Here is a 21487-nt window from a genome sequence, read left to right as displayed (position 1 = left end):
GCTGACGGCGCTGAAGGAGTTGGCGAGCATGAGTAATTCGAGCCTGCGGCTGGTGTGGGTCTACCCCGACCTGCTGAGCACGTACGGTGACCAGGGCAATGCCCTGGTGGTGGAGCGGCGCGCGCGGCAGCGCGGGCTGGACGTCCAGCGCATCGACATCCGCTCCGACCAGCAGATCCCCACATCCGGGGACATCTATCTGATCGGCGGCGGGGAGGACCGCCCGCAGCGGCTGGCGGCTGAGCGGCTGCGGCGTGACGGAGGGCTGAACCGCGCGGTGGACAACGGCGCGATCATCTTCTCGGTGTGTGCGGGCTACCAGATTCTGGGACATGAGTTCATCAACGACCTGGGCGAGCGGGAACCTGGGCTTGGGCTGCTGGATGTGACCAGCAGCCGCGGTGAGGCGGACCGGTGCGTCGGTGACGTACTGGCCGATATCGACGAGCGGCTGGGGCTGCCCCAGCTCACGGGCTTTGAGAACCACCAAGGGGTGACGCATCTGGGACCGACCGCACGGCCGCTGGCCCGGGTGCGGCTGGGCAGGGGCAATGGCACGGGTGATGGAACCGAGGGGGCGTGGAACGACACGGTCTTCGGTACCTATATGCACGGTCCGGTGCTGGCCCGGAACCCGCACATCGCCGATCTGATGCTCAAGCTGGCGCTGGACGTCAACGCGCTGCCGCCCGTGGACGACCGCTGGTACGAGGCGCTGCGCGCCGAGCGGATCGCGGCGGCGACCCAGCCCGCCTGACCGTTCGCCGCTTGCCAAGGGCGTCCGGGACCGCCCCCGGCCGGTGTTCCGGCCGGGGGCGGTTCTACTCTGGTGCGGGCGATCGGCGCGAATCAGGAGAGTACGGATGGATCACAGCGACCACGGCATGACCATGGACCTGCCGCCGTTCACGCTGCAGCGGGGGCTGGAGTTCACCGGTGAGCCGTTCTTCCTGGTCAGCTGCCTGCTGGCGCTGGTCCTGTACGGCTGGGGGGTCATCCGGCTGCGCAGGCGCGGGGATGCCTGGCCGGTGGGCCGTACGGTCGCCTTTGTGCTGGGCGTGCTGATGGTCGCCCTGGTGATGTGCACCGCCCTGAACGACTACGGCATGGTGCTGTTCAGCGTGCACATGGTCCAGCACATGGTGATCAGCATGCTGGCGCCGATCCTGCTGCTGCTGGGCGCTCCGGTGACACTGACGCTGCGGGCGCTGCCCTCGGCGGGCCGCGGCCGCAAGGGGCCGCGGGAGCTGCTGGTGGCGCTGCTGCACAGCCGCTATATGCGGGTGGTCACGCACCCGGCGTTCACGATCCCGATGTTTATCGCCAGCCTGTACGCCCTGTACTTCACGCCGGTGTTCGACTTCCTGATGGGGTCCAAGCCAGGGCACATCGCGATGATGGTGCACTTCCTGGCGGTGGGGCTGGTCTTCTTCTGGCCGATCATGGGAGTGGATCCCGGGCCGCACCGGCCGGGGTATGTGATGCGGATGCTAGAGCTGTTCGCCGGTATGCCATTCCACGCCTTCTTCGGTATCGCGCTGATGATGGCGTCCGAGCCGATGGTGAAGGCTTACGCCAACCCACCGGAGTCGCTCGGGGTGAACGCGCTGGCGGACCAGAACGCGGCGGGTGGTATCGCCTGGGCGTTCAGTGAGATCCCGTCGGTCATCGTGCTGATCGCGCTGGTCTTCCAGTGGTACCTCTCCGAGCAGCGGCAGGCGCGGCGCCAGGACCGGGCGGCGGACCGGGACGGAGACCGGGAACTGGCGGAGTACAACGCTTATCTCGCGACGCTGCGGGCACGCGGGCGGTAGCGCTCCGGCACACGGTCGCGGGAGCATGGAATCCTGGCTGTATACCGGGCGGCGGGAAGCCGTCCCGGCTGCCGGAGGAGGTGGCTGCGATGCCCGGAGCAGCGAAGGGAATGGCCGTAACCACAGTGGTCGCCTTGGTGGTGGCGACGGCTTATTCCGTGGCGCTGGGCGGCAATGGTTGGGTGTGGTTCGCCTGGGTGGTGCTGGGCCTGGTGACGCTGGGCCTGGTATCGGCTGAGGGGAGCTGACGGGGCCGGATCGCCGGGTCAGCCGTTCGGCGCAGGCCGTACCCGAGACAGCGGCGTCCGTGCCTCTCCCCCGCCGTGCTGGCTGCCAGTACTGTGCGGCGGCATGGGGAGACACGGGGAGGTTCGAGCGGTGTTCTATTACGTGCTCAAGTACGTGCTGTTGGGGCCGTTTCTGCGGCTGCTGTACCGGCCGCGGATCGAAGGACTTGAGCACATACCGGCCGAGGGCGCGGCGATTGTCGCGGGGAACCATCTCTCGTTCTCCGACCACTTCTTGATGCCAGCGATCCTGCGGCGCCGGATCACCTTTCTCGCCAAGGCCGAGTACTTCACGGGGCCGGGGCTGAAGGGGCGGATGACCGCGGCGTTCTTCCGCAGCGCTGGGCAGATCCCCGTGGACCGCTCCGGGCGGCAGGCCGCGCGTGCCGCGATCGAGGAGGGGCTCGGGGTACTGCGGAGGGGTGAGTTGCTCGGCATTTATCCGGAGGGGACGCGGTCACACGACGGACGGCTGTACAAGGGGCGAGTCGGGGTAGCCGCTATGGCGCTGGGCGCCGGGGTGCCGGTGATTCCCTGCGCCATGGTGGGCACCTTCGAGATTCAGCCGCCTGGCCGGGTGGTGCCACGGATCGGGCGGGTGACCATCCGGTTCGGCAAGCCACTCGACTTCTCGCGTTTCGCCGGGATGGCTGAGGAGCGAGCGGTGCTGCGGGCGGTCACGGATGAGATCATGTACGCGATTCTGGGGCTGTCCGGGCAGGAGTACGTCGATATGTACGCGCCTGATGCCAAGGCCGAGCAGTCACGGCGGAGCACAGACACATAGCCAGTCGCCGCCGTGCCCGGCCATCTCTGGCCTCGGCAAGATGGAGCGCAGGCGCAGGACGGCTGCCGCGCCGAACGCGGGGGTCATCGCCCCGCCGTCTGCCCGGGGAACTGGGCCGGGTCGAGAAGGTGCTGCGGGCACGGAGCGAGCAGGCTGCTGGAGGTGGCGGCGTATGCGGTTACCGGCGTCTGGTGCTTTGAGCGTGGGGTGCGGTGTCTCCCAGAACGATCCTGGACAGGTGGCCGCCGCGTTCGGGGATCAGCTGAGGGCTGAGGCGCTGAGGTCGTCGAGGGCTCGGCGCAGCTGGAGCGCGTCCGGGGCGACGGCGGTGATGAGCAGGGCAGGGCCGGACAGCGGGGTGAGTACGGCGGTTTCGCCCAGGAGCCGTGGTGCGGCGGGTCTCTTCTCCAGGGCGGGGTCGACGAGGAGGAACTGGCCGACAGCACGGTGGCCTGCGAGGACAGCGCCACTGTCCCAGCCGGGAACTCCGGGCCCGTAGGAGAGTTCCTGGTCGAGAAGGGGCCGCCCGTCGCGGTGGACGGTGAGGCGGGTCGTGAGGCGGCCGGAGGTTTCTCCTGTGCGGCCGAGGATCTGTTCCTCGCGCAGGACGAGACGGGCGGTGGCGGCGAGGTGGACGCGGGTCGTCATCCGCAGGTCGCAGCCGTGTGCGGAGATGAGTGGTTCGGGGAGCCAGCGGAGTTCGGCTCCGTCGCCGACGGTGTGTGTGGTGTCGTAGTGGGCTGGGTCGGCGGTGCGGCCGGGCAGGGCGACGGTGGCGGCGGCGGTGGTGATGTGCAGAACGGCGTGCGGCCGGACGGTGGTGACGAGACTGAGCCGGTCGCCGCCGAGGGGTGCGCTCATCGCGCCGACGAGGGTCACCTCGGCGTGGCGGCCGTGGGCGCGGGTGCGGCGCAGGGCGAGTGGGCCGTCGCTGACCAGGTCGGGCAGGGTAGTGCCGCCTCGGCCGTCGGGGGCGGCGGTGATACGGGCGGTGGCGGTGACCCCGGTGCCAGGGCAGACGGTCATGCGGCGAGGGGGGCGGCGGTCCAGGCGGCGAGCTGGCCGCGCACCCAGTCGGTGACGGGGCGGACGCCGTCCTCGGTGGTGAGGGAGGTGAAGGCGACGGGGAGGCCGCCGCGCTGGGCCTTGGCGTCGCGGGCCATGGTGTCCAGGTCGGAGCCGACGTGCGGGGCAAGATCGGTTTTGTTGATGACGAGCAGGTCGGCGGTGGTCACCCCAGGCCCGCCCTTGCGCGGGATGTCATCACCGCCGGCTACATCAATGATGAAGATCTGAGCGTCTACGAGGCCCTTGGAGAAGGTGGCGGTGAGGTTGTCCCCGCCGGATTCGACGAGGATCAGATCGAGACCGCCGAGGGCGGCAAGGTCATCTTCGAGGTCTTCGATGGCTTCGAGGTTGGCGGAGATGTCGTCGCGGATGGCGGTGTGCGGGCAGGCGCCGGTTTCGACAGCGGTGATGCGCTCGGGTGGGAGCACGGCGCTGCGCAGAAGGTATGCGGCGTCTTCGCGGGTGTAGATGTCGTTGGTGACGACGGCGATGGACAGTTCCTCACGCAGGGGGGCGGCACAGGGCGGCGACGGTGGCGGTCTTGCCGGACCCGACGGGACCGCCCAGGCCGATGCGCAGGGCGCGGCGGGTGCCGTCGGGGCGGGTGGGGGCGGCGCTGTGGGTGTGGCGGTGGGGGCAGGTGTCGGCGCGGTCGAGGTGCATGGCGGCTCCTGGGGTTGCGGGCTACGAGGCGAAGAGGCGTACGGGCCAGGTGGCGTGCTGTTCGGCGGTGAGGTCGAGGAGCGGGGTCGATGCGGCGGGGAGCGTGTCGATGGTGTCCGCCTGTGCTGCCTCAGCGGCGCGCTGGGCGACCGTGTCGAGGTCGGGGGCGAGCCGGGCGAGGACGGCGGTGGCATCGAACGGGTCGAGGCTGAGGAGGCGTACGGCGGCGGTGGCGGGGCCGGAGACCGACTCGTACGCGGCGGTGTGGGCGGCGTCCAGGGGCTGGAGTCCGGCGGCGCGGGCGGTGAGGCCGAGGACGACGGGCTGGTGGGCGCCGCGTGGGTGGGCGGCGGCGAGGGCGTCGAGCTCAGCGGAGGGCCAGGTGGCGCGGGCGGCGCGCATCAGCTGGCGGCCGAGCTTGCGGGCGGTGCGGCGCAGCGCGGGTGAGGCGGTGCGGGCGTCGGCGGCCGTGTCGAGCGCGAGGGGGTCGTGACCGGCGCAGGCGGCTGCGGCGAAGGCCGCGGCGGTGAGGCCGGTGGTGTGGAGCCGGCCGTGGCAGAAGTCGGCGAGGGTGGCGGCATCGGTGATACGGCCTGCCGCGACGGCCGCTTCGGCTCCGCCGGAGTGGGCGTGTCCGCCTGCGGGGAAGCGGCCGTCGGCGAGTATGAGCAGGGCTGCCCGGGTCATGGTGCTCGTCAGCTCGCCGTCAGAACAGGAAGTAGCGCTGGGCCATGGGCAGTTCCACGGCGGGGGCCGGGTCTACCGGGTCGCCGTCGATGGTGACCGAGAAGGTGTCCGGGTTGACGCGGACGTCGGTACGGGTGTCGTTCTCGCGCATATCGGCCTTGGTGACGGCCCGGGTGTTACGGGCGGGCAGGAAGGACTTGCCCAGACCGAGTCGGCCGGCCAGGCCGTCGTCGAGGGCCAGTTCATTGGTGAAGTTGATGGAGTTGCTGGCGGGGGCGCGGCCGGTGGCGCCGAACATGGGGCGTGGCAGCACGGGCTGAGGGGTGGGGATGGACGCGTTGGCGTCACCCATCTGGGCGTAGGCGATCTGACCGCCCTTGATGACCAGTTGGGGTTTGACGCCGAAGAAGGCCGGTTCCCACAGGTTGAGGTCGGCGAGCTGGCCCGCTTCTATCGAACCGATCTCATGGTCAATGCCGTTCGCGACAGCCGGGTTGATGGTGTATTTGGCGACGTAGCGGCGGACCCGGCGGTTGTCGGCCCGGTCATCGCCGGGCAGGGCGCCGCGCTGCCGCTTCATGACATGGGCGGTCTGCCAGGTGCGCAGCACTACCTCCCCGATGCGGCCCATGGCCTGTGAGTCGGAGGAGATGATGGAGATGGCGCCCAGATCGTGCAGGACATCCTCGGCGGCGATGGTCGAGGGCCGGATGCGGGACTCGGCGAAGGCGAGGTCCTCGGGGACGGCGGGGTTGAGGTGGTGGCAGACCATCAGCATGTCGAGGTGTTCCTCAGCGGTGTTGACGGTGTGCGGCCGGGTGGGGTTGGTGGAGCTGGGCAGGACGTGGGGCTCGGAGACGACGGTGATGATGTCGGGCGCGTGGCCGCCGCCCGCGCCTTCGGTGTGGTAGGCGTGGATGGGGCGTCCGGCGATGGCGGCGAGGGTGTCGCCGACGAATCCGGCCTCGTTGAGGGTGTCGGTGTGGATGGCGAGCTGTACGCCGGTCTCCTCGCAGACCTCGAGGCAGGCGTCGATGGCCGCGGGAGTGGCGCCCCAGTCTTCGTGGATCTTGAAGCCGAGGGCGCCGCCACGCAGTTGGCTGTACATCGCCTCGCGGGAGACGGTGTTGCCCTTGGCGAGCAGCCCGAGGTTCACCGGATATCCGTCCATCGCCTCCAGCATGCGGGCGGTATGCCAGGGACCGGGGGTAATGGTGGTGGCCTTGCTGCCCTCGGCTGGGCCGGTGCCGCCGCCGATGAGAGTGGTGATACCTGCGGCGAGGGCTTCATCGGCGAGCTGTGGACAGACGAAGTGGACGTGAGCGTCGATCGCTCCGGCTGTGAGGATTCTGCCGTTGCCCGCGATGATCTCGGTTTCCGGCCCAATGACGAGACCGGGGTGGACGCCGTCCATGGTGTCGGGGTTACCGGCTTTGCCGAGTGCGGTGATACGGCCGTCGCGGATGCCGATATCGGCCTTGATGATGCCCCAGTGGTCAAGGACGACGGCGCCGGTGATGACCGTATCGGGGGTGCCTTCGGCGCGCGTCGCGCGGGCTTGCCCCATGGATTCACGGATGACTTTGCCGCCACCGAAAACGGCCTCGTCTCCGGCCCTGCCGGGACCGCCGCACAGATCCTGCTCGATCTCGATGAGGAGATCGGCGTCAGCCAGTCGTATCCGGTCCCCCACGGTGGGTCCGAAGAGGTCGGCGTAGGCGGCGCGGCTCAGCTCAGTCATCAACGGCTCCCGCGGTCTCGCCACGCAGCCCCGCCACAACGCGCCGACCGGTGAGGGGTACGAGGGAGATCTCTACGGGTATGCCGGGTTCAAAGCGGACAGCAGTGCCGGCGGGGATGTCAAGGCGTTTGCCGCGGGCCGCGCCACGGTCGAAGCCGAGGCCTGGGTTGGCTTCGGCGAAGTGGTAGTGGGAGCCGACCTGGATGGGGCGGTCGGCGGTGTTGAGGACCGTGAGCATCGTGGTGGGTGCGCCGTGGTTGAGAAGCACCGGTCCGTCGGCGTAAAGGATTTCTCCGGGGATCATCGGCGGTCTCCTTCTCGTCAGGCGATCGGCTCGTGGACGGTGACGAGCTTGGTGCCGTCCGGGAAGGTCGCTTCGACCTGGACGTCGTGGATCATCTCCGGGACGCCGTCCATGACGTCGTCCCGGGTGAGGACTTTGCGGCCGGTGGACATGAGTTCGGCTACGCTGCGGCCGTCGCGGGCGCCCTCGAGGATGTGTGTGGTGATGAGGGCGATGGCCTCAGGGTGGTTCAGCCGCAGCCCGCGGGCCCGGCGCTGGGCGGCCACGTCCGCGGCCACATGGATGAGCAAGCGTTCCTGCTCGTGCGGGGTCAGTTGCACGCTTCCCACCTCACTGTCCTGCGCGACCGCCGTCGCGCGTCACGCCGGGGCCTGGAGGTTAGTTCGCGTGCGTTTCGACGGCGTTAACTCAGATTCGGCGTGGTCGTCGCGCCGCCGCCCTGGCGGGTCTGGCCGGAGCGGCACTGGCGCACAGCTGGCTGGGCATTCTCACCGGTAACTGGTGGGCCAAGGCGGCTTCCCTGCGCCTGGCCACTCGGTGTCAGGGCCGCCGTGGCAGGCCTGGCGGCGTTGCTGCCGTCCGGCGCGAGCTGCGCACTGCTGCGGTCGGTGTCGTTCTTTGACGGAAGCGCGGCGTTGGCCCCGCAGTGATGCCGACCCTCTGATCCGTCCGGCCAGCATCCGACTTCCGTACATTCTCGTCCGATATGCGCTCTTGACGACGCACCACCACGGCACGATCCTCATGTCCGCGTCAATTCGCTCCGCACGACCCCCCACTCAGTATCGGAGCTCACCGTGACACATGGATCCCATCGCCGCGCGACGTTCGCCGCGGCCGTCTGTGCTGCCCTGACCCTCGGCCTCCTGGGCACCGCGTCCGGTGCGCGGGCCACCGCGCCGGACGCGGCCGCACCGGACATACCCGTCGGCAACGTTCAGCAGCATCTCAAGGAGCTGCAGACCATAGCCGAGACCCATGGCGGTAACCGGGCGCATGGCCAGCCTGGTTACCAGGCCTCCATCGACTACCTCCAGAAGAGCCTGGACGCCGCCGGATTCGAGACGACCGTGCAGGAGTTCAAGCACGGTGGCTCAGTCGGCTACAACCTCATAGCGGACTGGCCGGGCGGCGGCGGCGAGATCATCATGGCCGGCGCCCATCTGGACTCGGTCCGCCGCGGACCCGGCATCAACGACAACGGCTCCGGTTCCGCGGCGACTCTGGCAGTGGCACTGGCCGTCGCCGAGGAAGGCCACAAGCCGAGTAAACGGCTCCGCTTTGGCTGGTGGGGTGCGGAAGAACAGGGCCTCGTCGGCTCCCGCTACTACGTCAGCCAGCTCAGCGACAGGGAGCGCGCCGAGATCGGCGCCTATCTGAACTTCGACATGATCGGCTCCCGCAACGCCGGTTACTTCGTCTATGACGACGACGCCGCCCTGGAGTCGGTCTTCACTCGGTGGTTCACAGCCAAGGACATCGAGACCGAACCCGCCAAGGAGGCCAACGGCCGCTCGGACCACGCCTCCTTCAAGAATGCCGGGATTCCGGTCGGCGGCCTGTTCACCGGCGCGGGCTACATCATGACCGCCGAGCAGGCGGCGAAGTGGGACGGCACCGCGGGGGTCCCCTTCGACAAGTGCTACCACGCAGCGTGCGACGACATCACGAACATCAATGAGAGGGCACTCGACCTCAACAGCGATGCCATCGCCCACGCCATCTGGAAGCTCAGCTCCTGACCCCTCAACTCCCGTGGCCCGGCCCCCGTTCCCCGGCGGCCGGGCCACGGTGCTGAGCGGCGATACCGAAGCGGCCCCGTTCGCCCGGAGCGGACGTGGCGGGATGCACAGCCGACACGGTGCTGATCACCTCATCCGGCGCACAGGCGCCCGGCTCTTCAAGTCGTTCCAGGTCAGCGGCGGATACGAGGGCGACCAGGGGCTTCCCGTGGCGTGTCACCACCACGCGTTCCCCGCCGTACACCACGCGGTTAATCAACTCTGCGAGCTCTGCACGGGCTTGCGTCACCGGAATCTCGTAAGCCATGCTCCCCAGCATAACGCCATGTACGTCCTGTACATTTTTTACAGGTGACAGGGCAGAAGCTCTGAAGTGCAGAAGGAGCAAGGGAGAAAGGTGTCCTGATGGTCCGTCCGACCGCCCGCTACATCCTTCCGGAGTTCACGGAGCGCACCAGTGCCGGGAGCCGGACGCTGGATCCGTACTCAAAGCTGCTCGACGAACGCATCATCTTCCTCGGCACCCAGATCGACGACACCGCGGCCAACGATGTGATGGCGCAGATGATGCATCTGGAGCACGCCGCACCGGACCGGCATCTCTCCCTCTACATCAACTCCCCCGGCGGCTCCTTCACCGCGATGACCGCCATCTACGACACGATGCGTTTTGTGTCCTGCGAGGTCGAGACGGTCTGCCTGGGACAGGCCGCCTCCGCCGCCGCGGTGTTGCTGGCCGCCGGTACTCCGGGCAGGCGGCTGGCGCTGCCCAGCGCACGTGTGATCATTCACCAGCCCTCCTTCGCCGAGCCCCTCGAAGGACAGACAGCCGACCTCGAAATCCAGGCCAACGAGCTGATGCGTACCCGCGACACCCTCGAATCCCTGCTCGAACGGCACACCGGGCAGCCGGTGGAGCGGATCCGCGCCGACATCGAACGCGACACCTTCTTCGACGCCCACGGTGCGGTCGGGTACGGGCTGGTCGACCAGCTCACCGTCGAGCGCGGCCGCCCCGGCGCACAGCGCATTCTGGGGTGATGGCGGTGCTGCCACCGGAGTTGCCGCCGTTGCCCGCGCTCACCCGGGCGGAAGGGGAGCTCATCGACCGCTATCTGGAGGTGCTGGATCTGCTGGGCCGGATCAACCCGGCCCGTGGTCAGCACACTTACGGTTGTCTGCGGGCCGCACAGGCCCTGGTGGGCAGTGCGATGGCGCTGCGTGACGCGTTGGCCGTGATGCATGAGCGCGGTGAGGCGGAGGTCCACGCGGCGACCCTGGAGCAGGCGCTTCGGGTCCTGGACGGTGAGCGCCGGGCGGCTCGGGTGGCGCTCCCGCCGGAACATAGGGACTGACCCGCCCGGCGGGGGTGATCGCGTTCAGCGGCTGCGCGGTGGTCTTCGTCGATGTGCCGGAGCGGTGGGTACCGGAGCGACTGCCCTGAAGGCGAGCAGCGGTGGTGACGCCGCTGGGAGTGCGGGGGCTGGATCCGCCGGAGTTGCGGCGTACCGTGTCGGTCGCCTATCAGGAGGGGGAGAGTGCGTCCGCCTCGGCGACGCTGCGGGCGCCGTTGCGCGGCGGCTTCGGCAGTTGCTGAGGGGTCACTGGACGGGGGTACGCCAGGGGAGGACGATCCATACGGTCTTGCCGCCTTCGCGGGTCGGTACGACGGTCAGCTTGCCGCCGGATTCGGCGGTCAGAGAGCGGATGATGACCATGCCACGGCCGTTGTCCTGCTGGACGGCGGCGGGCAGCCGTCTGGGCCATCGGGGGTGGCTGTCGGTGACGCCGATGCGCAGTTGCTCGTCGCGCTCCAGGCGGACGTCGACGGTGAAGGTGGGTGACTGCCCCAGGGTGTGCTGAACGGCGTTGGTGGCCAGCTCCGAGACGATGAGCCGGACGGTATCGGCGGTATCGGCGCTGTCCGGCATGCCCCACTCGGTGAGGACTCCCGTAACGTATCTGCGCGCCGCGGTGACCGAGGCCGGAGCGCTCGGCAAGGTGACGGATGCTTCCTGATGGTCTGCCATTGCGAGGCTGTCCCTTTCCCATCGGGGCGGACTCCGGCGGGGTTTGGGGGGTGGGGGGCGGAGCCGCCCGCGGATGGCTGCTTCGCGCCAGAGTGCCATCATGCCGACGCGGATGCGGCCGATCCCCCAAGATGTGCTGGTATCTGTCGCCCGAAGCGGTGAACTCTGCGACGGGAGACTGTGCTTGGTTTCTGAGCTCGGGGGTCTGGGCTTGGGGTCTGGGCTTGGGGTCTGGACTTGGGTTTTTGGTCAAATTTTCGGGTTCGTCCGGGATATATCAGGGCAACTCGACGGGCAGAGCCGAACGCTCAGTGGACAGCCGGGGCGGTCCTGATGATCGCCCCGGCTGCCTGGGTGAGCTGGGCATCGCTGAGGTCGGCGCGGGCGGTCAGCCGCAGCCGGGAGACGCCGTCGGGTACGGACGGCGGGCGGAAGCAGCCGACCGAGAGTCCGGCCGAGCGGCAGTCCGCGGCCCAGCGTACGGCCGCTTCCGGAGAGGGGGCCCGTACGGAGACAACCGCGGCGTCCGGCCGGGCCGCCACCAGGCCCGCGGCGGTGAGGCGGGTGTGAAGTTCAAGAGCGACCTGGTGGGCGCGGGCCGCCCGCTGCGGCTCGCGGCGCAGCAGCCGCAGTCCCGCCAGGGCGGCGCCGGTGGCGGCGGGGGCCAGGCCGGTATCGAAGATGAAGGTACGTGCGGTGTTGAGGAGATGCTCGATCACCCGGGCCGGGCCCAGTACCGCGCCTCCCTGGCTGCCAAGGGACTTGGACAGGGTGACGGTGGCGACCGTGTCGCCGGATCCGGCCAGGTCGGCGGCGTGCGCGGCGCCCCGGCCGCCGTCACCGAGGACGCCGAGGCCATGGGCGTCGTCGATCAGGAGAGCAGCGCCATGGTCACGGCAGGCGGCGGCGAGCGCGGGCAGTGGCGCGGCGTCGCCGTCGACGGAGAAGACGGAGTCGGTGACGGCGAGGGCCGGGCCATCGTGTCCGTCGAGGGCTTTACGGACCGCTTCGGGATCGGCATGCGGGACGACGGTGGTCCCGGCGCGGGAGAGGCGGCAGCCGTCGATGAGGGAAGCGTGGTTTCCCGCGTCGGAGACCAGAAGGGTGGCGCGGGAGGTGAGCGTGGTGACAGCGGCGAGGTTGGCGGCGTAGCCGGAGGAGAGAACAAGGGCGGCTTCGAAGCCGCAGAAGGAGGCGAGCTCGGTTTCAAGTTCGGCGTGCAGCTCGGTGGAGCCGGTGACCAGCCGGGAGCCGGTGGCGCCCGCTCCCCAGCGGCGGGCGGCGGCCGCCGCGGCGGCGGTGATCTCGGGGTGGCGGGCCAGGCCGAGATAGTCGTTACTGGCCAGGTCCAGCAGCGGTGAGTCGGCGGGGCGGGGGCGCAGGGTGCGTACGAGTCCGGCGCGGTGGCGCCGGTCGCGGGCCTCGTCAAGCCAGCCGAACGGGTCCTGGGGCATGGGTGAGCCGTCCCTTGTATCTGTAGGGTCCGAATAGAACCTAGTGCCGTGGAAGGTCGGGCAGGGTGTGGCAATACACACACCTGAATCCGCCGCTGTTGTGGGCTCTCTCCTTGGCCGAAGGCTGCCCGGTAGGCGAGGATCTGCGCCATGGACCTGCTGAACACGCTGGTGGACAAGGGATTGCGGCGCGAGCTGCCAACGCGCGAGGAAGCGGTCGCCGTGCTGGCGACCTCCGATGACGAACTGCTCGATGTGGTGGCCGCGGCCGGAAAGGTGCGCCGCCAGTGGTTCGGGCGGCGGGTGAAGCTCAACTATCTGGTCAATCTGAAGTCAGGGCTGTGCCCGGAGGACTGTTCTTACTGTTCACAGCGGCTGGGTTCGAAGGCCGAGATCCTGAAGTACACCTGGCTGAAGCCCGAGCAGGCCGCTCAGGCCGCCCGTGCCGGTGTGTCGGGCGGTGCCAAGCGGGTGTGTCTGGTGGCGAGCGGGCGGGGACCGACCGACCGCGATGTGGACCGGGTGTCCGAGACCATCTCCGCGATCAAGGAGCAGCACGAGGGTGTCGAGGTGTGTGCCTGTCTCGGGCTGCTGTCGGACGGTCAGGCGGCGCGGCTGCGGGACGCGGGCGCCGATGCCTACAACCACAACCTCAATACGTCGGAGGCGACGTATGGGGACATCTGCACCACGCATGACTACGCGGACCGGGTCTCCACGGTGCAGCAGGCGCAGGCGGCCGGTATGTCGGCGTGCTCCGGGCTGATCGCGGGGATGGGCGAGAGCGACGGGGACCTGGTCGACGTGGTTTTCGCGCTGCGCGAGCTGGACCCGGACTCGGTACCGGTGAACTTCCTGATCCCGTTCGAGGGAACGCCGCTGGGCAAGGAGTGGAACCTCACCCCACAGCGGGCGCTGCGGATCCTGGCGATGGTGCGGTTTGTCTGCCCGGACGCGGAGGTGCGGCTCGCAGGCGGGCGCGAGGTGCATCTGCGCTCCATGCAGCCACTGGCGCTGCATCTGGCCAACTCGATCTTCCTGGGTGACTATCTGACGAGCGAGGGGCAGGCCGGGCAGGCCGACCTCGACATGATCGCGGATGCGGGCTTCGAGGTGGAGGGCACGGACACCGTGACGCTGCCCGGTCACCGGGCCGACGCGCTGGCGGCGGCCGGTGCGGGCTGCGGCTCACACGGCGGCGGAGGCTGCACGCCGTGCGGGGACGACGGTGCGCGGGAAGCGGAGCCCGCGCAGCCGGTAGCCGGCTCCGCGGATCAGGCGCGCACTGACCTGGTAGCGGTGCGGCGCCGGGGCGCGGGCACGGAGCTGCCGCCCAATGCCTGAGCCCATGCGGGCCGACGAGCTGCTGGCACTGGACCAGCAGCACGTCTGGCACCCCTACGGCCCGATGCCGGGGCGGCAGCGGCCGCTGGTCGTCGAGTCGGCGGCCGGGGTGCGGCTCCGGCTGGCCGAACCAATGGCGGGGCGGCGTGAGCTGGTCGACGGGATGTCGTCGTGGTGGTCGGCGATCCACGGCTACAACCACCCGGTGCTCAATGAGGCGGCGCGTGGCCAGCTGGAGCGGATGAGTCATGTGATGTTCGGCGGGCTCACCCATGAGCCCGCCGTACGGCTGGCCAAGCGGCTGGTCGATATCACCCCGGAAGGGCTGGAACATGTCTTTCTTGCCGACTCCGGGTCGGTGTCGGTCGAGGTCGCGGTCAAAATGTGCCTGCAGTACTGGCGCTCGGTCGGCGAGGTGGGCAAACAGCGGCTGCTGACCTGGCGCGGCGGCTATCACGGTGACACCTGGCAGCCGATGGCGGTGTGTGATCCGGACGGCGGCATGCATGAGCTGTGGTCGGGAAGGCTGCCCCGGCAGATCTTCGCCCAGGCGCCGCCGGCCGGTTTCGACGCCGATCCCGATGAGGCGTATGTCCGTCATCTGCGGGAGCTGATCGGGCGGCACGCCCATGAGCTGGCCGCGGTGATCGTGGAGCCGGTGGTGCAGGGCGCTGGCGGCATGCGCTTCCACTCCCCCGCCTATGTGCGGGCGCTGCGTGAGGCATGCGATGAGCACGGTGTGCTGTTGGTGCTCGACGAGATCGCCACCGGGTTCGGCCGGACCGGAGCGCTGTTCGCGGCGGAGCACGCGGGCGTTACCCCCGATGTGCTGTGTGTGGGCAAGGCGCTGACCGGCGGCTATCTGACGATGGCGGCGACGCTGTGCACACCGCGGGTGGCGGAGGGGATCTCCCGCGGTGAGGTGCCGGTGCTGGCGCACGGGCCGACGTTCATGGCCAATCCGCTGGCCGCGGCGGTGGCCGACGCCTCGCTCGGGCTGCTGCTCGGGCAGGACTGGGCGGGTGAAGTCAAGCGGATCGAGGCCGGGCTGCGGGAAGGGCTCGCGCCGGCACGGGGCCTGCCGGGGGTCCGGGATGTGCGGGTGCTCGGTGCGATTGGTGTGGTGCAGCTGGACCGGGAGGTCGATATGGCGGCGGCGACCCGGGCGGCGGTGCGCGAGGGGGTATGGCTGCGGCCGTTCCGCGACATGGTGTACACGATGCCGCCGTTTGTGGCCGGTGACGAGGATGTGGCCCGGATCGGTGCGGCGGTATGTGCCGCGGCGGCCGAGGGGTGAGGCCGATGCCGGTTCTGGTCATCACGGGGACGGGCACGGAGGTCGGGAAGACCGTTGTGACGGCGGCCATCGCCGCCGCCGCGGTGTCGGCGGGGCGGTCGGTGGCCGTGCTCAAGCCCGCGCAGACCGGAGTGGCGGCAGGCGAGCCGGGGGACGCGGCGGAGGTGGTGCGGCTGGCGGGTGACGCGGTGACCGCCGCCGAACTGGCCCGCTACCCCGAGCCGCTGGCGCCGGAGACGGCGGCGCGGCGGGCCGGGCTGCCGTATGTGCGGCCCCGGGAGGTCGCCGACGCGGCGGGCAAGCTGGCCGCTGAGCATGATCTGGTGCTGGTGGAGGGGGCGGGCGGACTGCTCGTCCGCTTCGATGACAGCGGGTCGACGCTCGCGGACGCCGCGCGGCTGCTGGACGCGCCGGTGCTGGTGGTGGCGGCGGCAGGTCTTGGCACGCTGAACGCCACCGCGCTGACGGCTGAGGCGCTGCGGTCGCGGGGGCTGACGTGTCCTGGGGTGATCGTCGGGAGCTGGCCGGCCGCGCCGGATCTGGCCGCGCGGTGCAACCTCGCCGATCTGCCGCGGGCGGCCGGGGCGCCGCTGCTGGGGGTACTGCCGACGGGGGCGGGGGCGCTGTCCTGCGCTGATTTCCGAGCGCGTGCGAGTGGTTGGCTGGCGCCGGAGCTGGGCGGGGTGTGGGCGGGGCCGGTGAGCTAGGGCGCGAGTCCGTGCGGCCCGCGGGTGCGGCGCCGGAGGCTAGTGGCTCCAGGTGCGCAGTTCGTCGGCGATGGCGTGGATATCCGCGGTGCCGTCCTTGACCAGCCGCGCCAGGTCGCGGATCTGCTCGGGTGAGGTGACAACCTTCAGGCCGCTGGCAACGAGGTAGCCATAGGCGACGGCGGAGGCGAACATCGCGTTCGAGCGTTCGAGGGCGGGGACGTGCAGCAGCAGTTGGAGAAGCGCGGCGGCACGGCTCTGCGGGTCGGTGTAGACGGGGCGGTCGAATATGGCGGCTTCATGCCTGCTGACCGCGGCGATCAGGGCACCGTAGTCGGTGATCCGGGGATCGCCGGGGGTCTTCTCTTCGGCGATGATGAGCAGCCAGGCGAGGTCGATACGGAGGTTCACGTACGCTGACGACCCTCGTGCTCCTGGCCGAACTCCTCCGCGAAAACGGATTCGTACTGTTTCATGAAGTCGGCGGCCGACTCGACGAAGGTGTGTCCCACCTCGCCCGCGTCCTGCCGTACCAGCTCCTCGATGTAGCGGTTTACGCTCATACCGCGCCGCAGAGCGCGTTCGCGCGCGGTCTGAGCGGTGCTCTCGTCCACTCGAACGTTCAGCTGAGTCTTGGCCATACCACAAGCTAGCGCTTACCCGCTAGCTACCGCAAGCCTCTCATCCCCAGGTACGAGACCATGAGGCCGACCTGGACCCATGGAGGGATTACGGCGGGCCGGCCGCGCGTTCTACTCTCGGCGTCTTGCAGGGCCATTACGGTCGGCCAGCCGTGGCCGACCCGTTGGACCGTCCCGATACGGGGAGGCGCGATGTCCACACCGGCAGCGGAGCAGACCCATTCCCTCGCGGAGGGCGAGCGGCTCGCTGCCCGCGCCGCCGCGCTGACCAAGGCGTACGGCACCGGGGAGACCGCCGTACTGGCGCTCAACGAGGTGGATGTGGAGATCTTCCGCGGCCGTTTCACGGCCGTGATGGGGCCGTCCGGCTCCGGGAAGTCGACGCTGATGCACTGTCTGGCGGGGCTCGACACCGCCACCTCGGGGCAGGTGTGGCTGGGCGAGACCGAGATCACCGGATTGAATGAGCGGGAACTGACCCGGCTGCGCCGCGACAGAATCGGCTTTATGTTCCAGTCGTTCAATCTCCTGCCGACTCTCACCGCGGGAGAGAACATCACGCTGCCCATGGACATCGCCGGACACACACCGGACCGGGCGTGGGTGGACCAGGTCATCGACACCCTCAGGCTCGGTGACCGGCTCAGCCACCGCCCGGCGGAGCTGTCCGGCGGTCAGCAGCAGCGGGTCGCCTGCGCCCGTGCGCTGGCTTCCCGGCCGGAGCTGATCTTCGCTGATGAGCCGACCGGCAACCTGGACTCACGTTCCAGCCTTGAGGTGCTGAGCTTCCTGCGGGAGGCCGTTGACTCGCTGAACCAGACCGTGGTGATGGTGACCCATGATCCCAGCGCCGCCGGACACGCGGACCTGGTGCTGTTCCTCGGTGACGGCCGCATCGTGGACGAGATGCCACGCCCGACCGCGGAGGCGGTGCTGGAGCGGATGAAGCGTTTCGACACCGTACGCACAGCACGGTCCGACGCAGCACGGAAGACCTGAGGTCAGCGTGCTCAGAGCCACGCTGCGCAGCTTCTTCGCCCACAAGGGCCGGATGCTGCTGTCCGCCCTGGCCGTACTGCTCTCGGTGGCCTTTGTCGCCGGGAGCCTGATCTTCTCCGACACCGTCAACCGCACCTTTGACCGGCTCTTCGCCTCAACGGCAGCCGATGTGTCCGTGGAGCCCAGGAGCGAGTTCGGCGAGCGGGCCAACCTGCCATCGGGCCGTATTCCGACCGTGCCCGCGGACCTCAGAGACCGGGTCGCCGCTGTGGACGGCGTCGCACGGGCGGATATCGAAGTCGACGCGGAGAACGTCACCGTCATTGACGCTGACAACGAACGGGTGGGGTCGAGCACCGGGGCGCCGTCGATCGCTGTCAACTGGTACGTGTCCGACCGCAGTCCCGTCGAGCTGTCCGATGGGCGAGCGCCACACGGCGACGGCGAGGCCCTCATCGACAAGGACACCGCTGACCGCCACAATGTCGCGATCGGCGACCGGCTGCGGATCATCGCCGCGCCCGGCACCTTCCCGGTGGACATCGTCGGCATCACCACCTTCACCACCACCAACCCCGGTGCGACGCTGGTGTTCCTGGACACCCCTGCCGCCCAGACCCGGCTGCTGGACGACAAGGACGCGGCGACCGCCATCGCGGTGGAAGCCAGCCCCGGGGTGAGCGACGCCGAGCTCAAGCGGCGCGTCGCCGCCGAGCTGGGCGATGACTACACCTATAAGACCGCGGACGAACAGGCCGAGTCCGCCGCGGCCGAGCTGGGTACCTTCCTCGACATCATCAAGTACGTCATGCTCGGCTTTGCCGGAGTCGCGGTACTCGTCGGCATCTTTCTGATCGTCAACACCTTCTCGATGCTGATCGCCCAGCGCACCCGGGAGCTGGGCCTGCTGCGCGCGCTGGGCGCCGACCGACGGCAGGTGCGGCGCTCCGTGCTCGCCGAGGCGCTGCTGCTGGGGCTGGTGGGCGCCACGCTCGGGCTGGTCTCCGGGATCGCGCTGGCCTACGGGCTCATCAAGCTGATGGGCGTGTTCGGGATGCATCTCGACGCGGCCGAGATGCAGGTGCGCTGGGTGACGCCGGTGGCGGCGTATGCCGTGGGCATCGGGGTCACCTTGATGGCCGCCTTGCTGCCCGCGCTGCGTGCCGCGAAGGTCTCTCCCATGGCCGCGCTCGCCGATGCCGAGGCGACCGGCACCGGCAGGCCGCTGCGGAACCGGGCCTTCGCCGGGCTTGCCGTCGCGGTGCTGGGTGCTCTGGCGCTGGGCGGGAGCGCCGCCAGCGGGGAGCTGTCGCAGGCCAGCTCACTGCTGCTGCTCGGCGTGGTGCTCACCCTGGTCGCCACGGTGGTGGCCGGGCCGCTCCTGGTCCGCCCGGTCATCCGGGTGCTGGGCGCGGCCTTCCCCCGGATATTCGGCCCGGTGGGCCGGATGAGCCAGCGCAACGCGCTGCGCAATCCGCGGCGTACCGGCGCCACGGCGTCCGCGCTGATGGTGGGGCTCGCGCTGGTCACCGGGATGTCGATCGCGGGGGCGTCGATGACCGCCTCCTTCGATGAGGAGATCGACAAGGCGCTGGGCGCTGACTTCGTGGTGCAGAACGAGAACTTCGCGCCGTTCCCGCAGGAGATCACCGAGAAGGTACGGCAGGTGGAGGGGGCGGGCACAGTGGTGCGCCAGCGTTATGCGCCACTGCGGCTCACGCTGCCGGACGGCACCACGGTCCGTACCACCGGTGCCGCAGCCGACCCGGAGCTGGACGAGGTCATCGATGTGGAGTACGCGGCGGGTGACTCGGCGGCCGCGCTCGCCCCGGGCCGGGTCGGTATGGACAAACGGTTCGCCGACCGGCACGGCCTGCGCATCGGTTCACGTGTCGAGGCGGCGTTCATCACCGGCAAGCGCGCCGACCTGACCGTGGGCGCGCTGACCCGGGACGACGCGGGCGGCGGCCCGGGCGCCGAAGGCGGGGTGCTCATCGGTCTGGGCACGCTTGAGCGGTACCAGCCCGGCGGGCAGGAAGCGGCACTGCTGGTCAACGCCGCCGCCGGCACGGATGTGCAGCAGTTGCGGGAAGGGCTGGAGAAGACGCTCGCCGGCTTCCCCCAGGTGCAGGTGCGTGATCTGGCCGACTATAAGGAGCTGATCCGGGAGCAGATCGCGGTGCTGCTCTACCTCGTCTACGCCCTGCTCGGGCTGGCGATCATCATCGCGGTGCTGGGTGTGGTCAACACCCTCGCCCTGTCGGTGGTCGAGCGCACCCGGGAACTGGGGCTGCTGCGGGCGATCGGGCTCTCCCGGCGCCAGCTGCGCCGGATGATCCGGCTGGAGTCCGTGGTGATCGCCGTGTTCGGTGCGGTACTGGGGCTGGGGCTTGGGCTGGTGTGGGGGCTGGCGGTGCAGCGGGTGCTCGCGCTGGAGGGGATGACCACGCTGGCGATCCCGTGGTCGACCGTGATCGCGGTCGTCATCGGCTCGGTGGTCGTCGGTCTGGTGGCCGCGCTGCTGCCGGCGCTGCGGGCGTCCCGGATGAATGTGCTGGGCGCTATCGCGCATGAGTGAGGTGGAGCGCTCTGGGCGCTGGGGGCCGGGGGGAGCTCCCCAGTTCCCGCCCGGACCGTCACCCCGTCGCCGACGCGGTCGCGGCCGGTCGTTTTCGCCCTGCTGGAGTAGCTTCCCCGGCGTCAGCGAGGCAGGCTGTAGGCATGCGGTCGCCCTTCCGCTCCGCTCATCCCCCAGGAGCGGCCGGTCACAGCCGGGTCGTTTTCAGATTCGCGCAGTGTGTGCCCTTCGTGATCATACTGCTCGGACTCGCGATCGAGCTCTCCCCCGCACACGTTGTGTATACCGGCCCACTCCTCACGGCGATGCCGGCCCTGGCCTCGCTCACGATGGGTCCCACCGGCATCCTCTCGGCGGCGGCCGGGGCGCTGTCCGTCACCGTGATAAGTGCCACGCTGCATCACTCCTGGGGCGACTCGCAGGCTGCCAGCAATATCCTCGGCCTGCTCGTGGTGACCGTCGCGAGCGTCATCACGAGCAACGCCATGCGATCGCGCCGGCAGAGCGAGCTCGACCAGGTCCGCCGGATCTCCGTGGCCGCGCAGGAGTCCATCCTGCGGCCGGTGCCCACGTGGCTGGGCCCGGTGCGGGCGGCCAGCATGTACCTCGCGGCGGAGACGGGCGCACAGATCGGCGGCGACCTGTACGAGGCGGTGCCGACCCGCTACGGCGTCCGGATGATCGTCGGGGACGTCCGGGGCAAGGGGCTGCCCGCCGTGCGTGCGGCCGCGGCCGTGCTGGGCGCGTTCCGGGAGGCCGTGCACTACGAGGACGAACTGGTGGAGGTGATGGACCACTGCGCGGCCGCGCTGCGGCGGGAGGGCGACATACCGGGCTCCTCCGATCCGGACGGGCAGGGGGAGGAGCCGGGGGAGAGCTTCGTCACCGCGTTGCTGGCCGAGGTGCGGGACAGCCATGAGGTCCAGGTGGTCAACTGCGGTCATCCGCCACCGGTGCGGCTGCACCGGGGCACGGCTCAGGAGCTGCTCCCCGCCTCCCCGATGCCGCCCCTCGGCCTGGAGGACCTCGTCGCCGGCCCGCCCGCGAAGGCCGAGAGCTTTCCGTTCGAGCCCGGTGACCGTCTGTTGCTGCACACGGACGGGGTGAACGAGGCTCGTGACAGCGACAACAGGTTCTTCCCCGTGCCGGAGGCCATGGAGGCCGTGCCTGCCTGTACTCCTCCGGAGTTCCTGGAGGCACTGCACCTGGGACTGATCCTCCACACGGGAGGCCGACTCGCGGACGATGTGGCCATGCTCGTCGTCGACCGACTGGACGAAGAAGCCGACGGTCCCCGGGAGAAGGGCTCCGGTCGCCGCGTATCAGCCTGAATCTGTAGATTTA

General features: G+C 69.9%; 24 protein-coding genes and 2 pseudogenes. 15 read left to right on the top strand and 11 right to left on the bottom strand.

Annotated features, from left to right (window positions below; translation table 11 throughout):
* Window positions 1-28: 28 nt before the first annotated feature.
* The 4 genes from test1122_RS26180 (at window position 29) to test1122_RS26165 (ending at window position 2888) form a co-directional block, all read left to right on the top strand.
* The gene (locus test1122_RS26180; RefSeq protein WP_232271638.1) at window positions 29-757 is read left to right on the top strand and encodes a type 1 glutamine amidotransferase; all 729 of its coding nucleotides are present in this window, start codon (window positions 29-31) and stop codon (window positions 755-757) included.
* Between the two features lie 106 nt (window positions 758-863).
* Window positions 864-1814, top strand: coding sequence for a cytochrome c oxidase assembly protein (locus test1122_RS26175; protein ID WP_232271637.1), 951 nt, complete (start codon window positions 864-866; stop codon window positions 1812-1814).
* Between the two features lie 89 nt (window positions 1815-1903).
* Window positions 1904-2062 carry a hypothetical protein gene (locus test1122_RS26170; RefSeq protein WP_232271636.1) on the top strand — a complete coding sequence of 53 codons (159 nt, stop codon included), beginning with the start codon at window positions 1904-1906 and terminating at the stop codon, window positions 2060-2062.
* A 130-nt stretch (window positions 2063-2192) separates the two neighbouring features.
* Window positions 2193-2888, top strand: coding sequence for a lysophospholipid acyltransferase family protein (locus tag test1122_RS26165; protein ID WP_232271635.1), 696 nt, complete (start codon window positions 2193-2195; stop codon window positions 2886-2888).
* A 258-nt stretch (window positions 2889-3146) separates the two neighbouring features.
* Here test1122_RS26165 and test1122_RS26160 read toward each other — a convergent pair whose 3' ends face one another.
* From test1122_RS26160 to test1122_RS26135, 6 genes and pseudogenes are all read right to left on the bottom strand, one after another.
* Window positions 3147-3914, bottom strand: coding sequence for an urease accessory protein UreD (locus test1122_RS26160; RefSeq protein ID WP_232271634.1), 768 nt, complete (start codon window positions 3912-3914; stop codon window positions 3147-3149).
* Window positions 3911-4619, bottom strand: a pseudogene (gene ureG, locus test1122_RS26155) (urease accessory protein UreG). The gene test1122_RS26160 and the pseudogene ureG overlap by 4 nt, the downstream one beginning before the upstream one ends.
* Before the next feature lie 21 nt (window positions 4620-4640).
* Window positions 4641-5306: an urease accessory protein UreF gene (locus test1122_RS26150; protein WP_232271633.1), complete on the bottom strand. Its 666-nt coding sequence runs from the start codon at window positions 5304-5306 to the stop codon at window positions 4641-4643.
* Between the two features lie 19 nt (window positions 5307-5325).
* Window positions 5326-7047, bottom strand: a complete 1722-nt coding sequence (locus test1122_RS26145; RefSeq protein ID WP_232271632.1) for an urease subunit alpha — start codon at window positions 7045-7047, stop codon at window positions 5326-5328.
* A complete protein-coding gene (locus test1122_RS26140; RefSeq protein WP_232271631.1) occupies window positions 7040-7351 on the bottom strand; it encodes an urease subunit beta in 312 nt (103 codons plus the stop codon). The genes test1122_RS26145 and test1122_RS26140 overlap by 8 nt, the downstream gene beginning before the upstream one ends.
* A gap of 17 nt (window positions 7352-7368) precedes the next feature.
* Window positions 7369-7671: an urease subunit gamma gene (locus test1122_RS26135; RefSeq protein WP_232271630.1), complete on the bottom strand. Its 303-nt coding sequence runs from the start codon at window positions 7669-7671 to the stop codon at window positions 7369-7371.
* A 110-nt stretch (window positions 7672-7781) separates the two neighbouring features.
* Between test1122_RS26135 and test1122_RS26130 the strand changes: the two are divergent.
* Window positions 7782-7995: pseudogene (locus test1122_RS26130) on the top strand (ABC transporter permease); the annotation flags it as partial.
* A 153-nt stretch (window positions 7996-8148) separates the two neighbouring features.
* Window positions 8149-9093 (top strand): M28 family metallopeptidase, encoded by a 945-nt coding sequence (locus tag test1122_RS26125; RefSeq protein ID WP_232271629.1) that lies wholly within the window; start codon window positions 8149-8151, stop codon window positions 9091-9093.
* A 4-nt stretch (window positions 9094-9097) separates the two neighbouring features.
* Here the strand turns inward: test1122_RS26125 and test1122_RS26120 are convergent, their stop codons facing one another.
* Window positions 9098-9400 (bottom strand): type II toxin-antitoxin system Phd/YefM family antitoxin, encoded by a 303-nt coding sequence (locus test1122_RS26120; RefSeq protein ID WP_232271628.1) that lies wholly within the window; start codon window positions 9398-9400, stop codon window positions 9098-9100.
* A 98-nt stretch (window positions 9401-9498) separates the two neighbouring features.
* On the opposite strand from test1122_RS26120, the gene test1122_RS26115 reads away from it, so the two are divergent.
* The 3 genes from test1122_RS26115 to test1122_RS26105 all read left to right on the top strand — a co-directional run bounded on the left by test1122_RS26115 (window position 9499) and on the right by test1122_RS26105 (window position 10690).
* A complete protein-coding gene (locus test1122_RS26115; RefSeq protein WP_232271627.1) occupies window positions 9499-10134 on the top strand; it encodes an ATP-dependent Clp protease proteolytic subunit in 636 nt (211 codons plus the stop codon).
* 5 nt (window positions 10135-10139) lie between these two features.
* The gene (locus tag test1122_RS26110) at window positions 10140-10448 is read left to right on the top strand and encodes a hypothetical protein (RefSeq protein WP_232272078.1); all 309 of its coding nucleotides are present in this window, start codon (window positions 10140-10142) and stop codon (window positions 10446-10448) included.
* Window positions 10449-10549: 101 nt separating this feature from the next.
* Window positions 10550-10690 (top strand): hypothetical protein, encoded by a 141-nt coding sequence (locus test1122_RS26105; protein ID WP_232271626.1) that lies wholly within the window; start codon window positions 10550-10552, stop codon window positions 10688-10690.
* Window positions 10691-10694: 4 nt separating this feature from the next.
* Here test1122_RS26105 and test1122_RS26100 read toward each other — a convergent pair whose 3' ends face one another.
* Both test1122_RS26100 and test1122_RS26095 read right to left on the bottom strand, forming a co-directional pair.
* A complete protein-coding gene (locus tag test1122_RS26100; RefSeq protein ID WP_232271625.1) occupies window positions 10695-11123 on the bottom strand; it encodes an ATP-binding protein in 429 nt (142 codons plus the stop codon).
* Window positions 11124-11431: 308 nt separating this feature from the next.
* Window positions 11432-12577, bottom strand: a complete 1146-nt coding sequence (locus tag test1122_RS26095) for an 8-amino-7-oxononanoate synthase (protein ID WP_232271624.1) — start codon at window positions 12575-12577, stop codon at window positions 11432-11434.
* Between the two features lie 150 nt (window positions 12578-12727).
* On the opposite strand from test1122_RS26095, the gene bioB reads away from it, so the two are divergent.
* The 3 genes from bioB to bioD are packed head-to-tail and all read left to right on the top strand — an operon-like array spanning window position 12728 to window position 15925.
* A complete protein-coding gene (gene bioB, locus test1122_RS26090; RefSeq protein WP_232271623.1) occupies window positions 12728-13921 on the top strand; it encodes a biotin synthase BioB in 1194 nt (397 codons plus the stop codon).
* Window positions 13914-15218, top strand: coding sequence for an adenosylmethionine--8-amino-7-oxononanoate transaminase (locus test1122_RS26085; RefSeq protein WP_232271622.1), 1305 nt, complete (start codon window positions 13914-13916; stop codon window positions 15216-15218). Before bioB ends, test1122_RS26085 begins: the two co-directional genes overlap by 8 nt.
* A gap of 5 nt (window positions 15219-15223) precedes the next feature.
* Window positions 15224-15925: a dethiobiotin synthase gene (gene bioD, locus test1122_RS26080; protein WP_232271621.1), complete on the top strand. Its 702-nt coding sequence runs from the start codon at window positions 15224-15226 to the stop codon at window positions 15923-15925.
* A gap of 39 nt (window positions 15926-15964) precedes the next feature.
* On the opposite strand, the gene test1122_RS26075 is transcribed toward bioD, so the two are convergent.
* Together test1122_RS26075 and test1122_RS26070 are read right to left on the bottom strand one after the other, a co-directional pair.
* Window positions 15965-16336, bottom strand: coding sequence for a fic family toxin-antitoxin system, toxin component (locus test1122_RS26075; RefSeq protein ID WP_232271620.1), 372 nt, complete (start codon window positions 16334-16336; stop codon window positions 15965-15967).
* Window positions 16333-16566, bottom strand: coding sequence for an antitoxin (locus tag test1122_RS26070; protein WP_232271619.1), 234 nt, complete (start codon window positions 16564-16566; stop codon window positions 16333-16335). Before test1122_RS26070 ends, test1122_RS26075 begins: the two co-directional genes overlap by 4 nt.
* Window positions 16567-16758: 192 nt before the next feature.
* Here test1122_RS26070 and test1122_RS26065 point away from each other — a divergent pair, with 192 nt between their 5' ends.
* The 3 genes from test1122_RS26065 to test1122_RS26055 all read left to right on the top strand — a co-directional run bounded on the left by test1122_RS26065 (window position 16759) and on the right by test1122_RS26055 (window position 21474).
* The gene (locus test1122_RS26065) at window positions 16759-17565 is read left to right on the top strand and encodes an ABC transporter ATP-binding protein (protein WP_232271618.1); all 807 of its coding nucleotides are present in this window, start codon (window positions 16759-16761) and stop codon (window positions 17563-17565) included.
* 7 nt (window positions 17566-17572) lie between these two features.
* Window positions 17573-20143 (top strand): ABC transporter permease, encoded by a 2571-nt coding sequence (locus test1122_RS26060; protein WP_232271617.1) that lies wholly within the window; start codon window positions 17573-17575, stop codon window positions 20141-20143.
* Between the two features lie 221 nt (window positions 20144-20364).
* Window positions 20365-21474 (top strand): PP2C family protein-serine/threonine phosphatase, encoded by a 1110-nt coding sequence (locus test1122_RS26055; protein ID WP_232271616.1) that lies wholly within the window; start codon window positions 20365-20367, stop codon window positions 21472-21474.
* Window positions 21475-21487 lie beyond the last annotated feature (13 nt).

Source organism: Streptomyces gobiensis, assembly GCF_021216675.1.
GTDB lineage: Bacteria > Actinomycetota > Actinomycetes > Streptomycetales > Streptomycetaceae > Streptomyces > Streptomyces gobiensis.
Note: the sequence above shows the minus strand (reverse complement) of the source record. Positions and strands in the feature narration are given on the sequence as shown.